Source organism: Poseidonibacter antarcticus, assembly GCF_003667345.1.
In the GTDB taxonomy this organism is placed as follows: Bacteria; Campylobacterota; Campylobacteria; order Campylobacterales; family Arcobacteraceae; genus Poseidonibacter; species Poseidonibacter antarcticus.
In genome coordinates this window covers 1-3,959 of sequence record NZ_RCWF01000029.1, presented here as the reverse complement: position 1 = coordinate 3,959, position 3,959 = coordinate 1, and the positions used below count along the sequence as shown (strand labels likewise).

The 3,959-nt window shown below is 24.0% G+C and carries 2 protein-coding genes; one reads left to right on the top strand and one right to left on the bottom strand.

Translation table 11 applies throughout. From position 1 onward, the window contains the following. Positions 1-118: 118 nt before the first annotated feature. On the bottom strand, positions 119-3,148 hold the full coding sequence (locus tag D9T19_RS14250; RefSeq protein ID WP_121628914.1) for a Tn3 family transposase: 3,030 nt from the start codon (positions 3,146-3,148) through the stop codon (positions 119-121). A gap of 128 nt (positions 3,149-3,276) precedes the next feature. Between D9T19_RS14250 and D9T19_RS14245 the strand changes: the two genes are divergently transcribed. Further along, positions 3,277-3,909: a recombinase family protein gene (locus tag D9T19_RS14245; RefSeq protein WP_121628913.1), complete on the top strand. Its 633-nt coding sequence runs from the start codon at positions 3,277-3,279 to the stop codon at positions 3,907-3,909. The last annotated feature ends 50 nt before the right edge of the window (positions 3,910-3,959 follow it).

Here is a 3,959-nt window from a genome sequence, read left to right as displayed (position 1 = left end):
TGAGTAAGTTTAAACAATTTGGTCAAATCGGACATGAACATTAATATAAACTTAAATCTAATATTTCCTTGAAAAATTACTCTCATATTTAACTATTAAACTATCTAAAAATATTTATTCAACCTAATCCTTCAATAAAACCTTTTGTGTCATCAAGAGCAATTAAATTGTAAACTCTCTTCGATTGAGTAGTAAAATCATATGTCCCATAAAAATTAATAAAATTCCAGTATATTATTGAGCTATTTTTAATTGCTTGCAAAATATTATCTCTCTCAGTTTGATTTTTTACTTGTTGTAGTTTTTTTGTGATGTAGAGATAGTTCCAGAGTATAATTGCATTTTGAATAAGTCTTTTAGAATTATTTGCAATATTTTGTTCTTCAACTGTAGATACTGTATATTCTTGGTTGTTACCGAAAAATACTGCTTTAGAAAATTTATTTGAGGATTCTACTTTATTGAGTTGTTTTTCAATTCGTTGACGAAGTGTTACATCATCAATATAATTAAGTAAGAAATCAGTTTTAATAATCTTACCATATTCTTTTAATGCACTGTGTAATTTGTGTTGTTTTGAATAGGATGTAAGCCTTTTTAATAATTGTGTTGCAGTTGTTTTTCTTTCTCTTATTGTAATGGCAAATCTTAAAATATCATCCCAGCTATCTTGTATCTTTTGAGTATTTATTTTTCTATTTGGTATTAGTGTATAACCTAAACCATGATAATGTCTAGGGGTATTAAAAGCATATAGATATTGATTTTTAAAGTTCTTAATTCTAGGACCAAAGTTAAATCCTAATATATCTGTTAACCCAAATATAATCTCTGTATATCCGTGCGTATCACTTGAATGTATTGAAGATTTTACAGTTTCATTATCTAAAAGCCCATCAATAACATAACCTGATTCTCTTTGGCTTACATTGATAACTTGAGAATGAAATAATCTATGAGATTCATCTATAAATGTATATGCAACAACACCTTTATTTGCTCCAAAATATTTACTAGAATATCCTGCATTTGTTGAATCAATATTAGTACTCATTGTATACTTTTGACCATCGCTTGATGTGTGATTTTCATTGATATTATGTCTTAAGTGTTTCACTATTTCTAACTTATCCATATATGCAACTATCTTATCATTTGCTTCTTGAGTATTTTCTTCTGTAAAATACCATATTTTAGTATTGTCTAATTGGTTTTCATTTATACCTTTTGATATTTTTCCTATTTTAGGAAGTGATAAATTACAACCATATCCAAGGATTGATGCTAACAATAGATTATGATTTTGTTTTTTATTTGATTGATTAAAATGTTGAAAAGAAGATAGAAAATCAGTCTCTTTATTGATCGAACTTAGTAAATCTATAATTGATAAGTATTCATCGGATGGAAAATATTTTGCAAGTGTATTTATCTTTTCATCTTCACTTTTATCAAGTTTTGGAGTTTTTAATATAAAAGAGTCTTCATTTGCTGTAAAATAGGTATTAAAACCCTTACTGACATTTTCATTTGTGACTTTATAACTTTGTTCAACTTTAGTTTCAACTGTTTTAATAAAAGTATTAAAATCTTTTATATATTCCATTTCATGTTTTTTTAATAAAATATCTTTATCTTGTTTCCATTTCTCTTTTGAAATCATATAATCATCAAAGTTTTTATATCTATATGAATATTTTAGATTGAGTGTTCCATTTTTAATGGCATCACTAATATGAAAAAATAAAAGTATCTTATACAGTGATATTCTGAATTTATCACCATCAAATATAGCTATCTTTTCTTCATCATCTAAAAATGCATCTGGTGCATTATTTGTTATCTTAGCATTATCTCTAAAATAATTAATAGCTTTTATAATATTTTTATTTGAAGATTTTTCATCAAACTCTATCTCTTTTAATATACCAGAAAATTTACCTTGTAATGATACAGATTTACTTTCAATAAAGTCATATTTTTTTTCATTGATTGATTCAAATACTTCTTTCTCTTTTAAAATATTCTTTAACACTATAGTTTTTTGCTGGACTAAACCCTCAATATATTTTACTTTTTTTACAGCACTTAGTTTACTGTTTTTAATAACTCTTTCTATCTCATTTAGTGTTGCTATATTAGCATCTTCTAAAGATTGTATGACTCTATTTTTATGTGGTTCTTGCTCAAAACTATACTCTTTTTGAGCTCTTATTGATGAATTTTTTGCAGTTTGTACAGTTGATATGAACCTATCTATTAAATTGTCATTACGAATGAGATACTGATAATATACAAACGATAATAATAAAAAATTTGATTCAATATCTTTTTTTCTTTTTACTTGAAATACCTGACTTTTTTCAATCCATTGCGCATGATACTGAGCAATTTTTGGTGTGAGTCCAATTGTATCTATAATTGATTGAGTGATTTGAAACTTTGATTTAATAGTAGTAAATTTAGTAAGACTAGAAATCATCTTCTTTTTATTAGTACCATGTTCTAGTTTTTTAAAATTTGATAATTGCCATTTGTTTTTATATGTAGTATCTTTTTGTAAAAAGTCATCTAATACATTTAACTTTTCATTTTTTATAAATGGCTCTAATTTATCAAGAATATCTTTTTTCTGAGAATTTATTGCTATTGTAATTATTTTTGATAATTCTGTATAACTTGGTACTTCTATTTTCAATTTTTTAGAAAAATCTACCAAAGCATAAAATATCTTTTTTCTATGTACAAAATTACTTGCAAGTATTGTAGCCTCAACTATCAAACTATTTTTTATTTCATTAGTATAAGGATTTATAAGTAGATATTGTTTAATAATTTGTTTATATCTATAAATATTTTTAATTGATAGGTTATCTAGTTCAATTTTATTTAGAAACTTATATTTCTTACATATCAAATTTATATCATTATCTGTGTAATAATTAATATTATAAAATTTATTAGTAAGTTTAAAATATAAATACATTATGAGTAAAATAAACTTATTGGTATCATTTTCTAAACTTAGAGCTATATTTTCTATTTGGAGTGGTATTTCAAATAAATATTTTTTTTCTTGATATGATAGTTTTGGTAAATTATTAAATATTTTTTGTTCTTCATTTGAAATAATCTCTATATATGACATGATTTTCCTTTAAAATAATGACCATTATTCTATCTTATTTATTATTATATATATGGTTAAGTATATTAATATAAATATTAGTATAATAATAAGATAAATACTATTTTATAGTAAACAAAGGTTTTTAGATGATTATTGGCTATATCAGGGTAAGTACAGAACAACAATCTATGAAAAATCAGAAACACAAGTTATTGGAATATGCTCAAATTAATAAATTAGTTATTGATGAATTTATTGAATTGGAAATTTCTTCTAAAAAAAGTCAAAAAGATAGATTACTGGATAATATATTTGAAAAGTTAACTAATGGAGATATTTTTATTTGCACAGAATTATCAAGACTAGGTAGAAATATGTTAGAGATTCTAAATTTGATTGAGAAATTTAATGAATTAGGAATAAAACTCATCTTTACAAATCAACCAGAACTATCAACCAATAAAAATGAAGCACTGTCATCTTTGCTTTTAGCAATTTATGGATATTTTGCACAAACGGAAAGAGAAATTATTTCTGAAAGAACCAAACAAGGTTTAGCTGCAGCACGAGCTAGTGGAAAAATTCTAGGAAGACCAAAAGGTGTCAAAAATAAAGTTAGAATCCTTGATCCATTTAAAGAAGAAATTAAAAAATATTTAGAAATTGGTCTAATGCAAACAAATATACTTAAGCTTATCAATTCTAAATTAGAAAAAGATATTTCACTTACAACTTTACGATATTTTATTTCAACAGATACAGATTTAAAAATAATTTAAGTTTATATTAATGTTCATGTCCAATTTGACCAAATTGTTTAAACTTACTC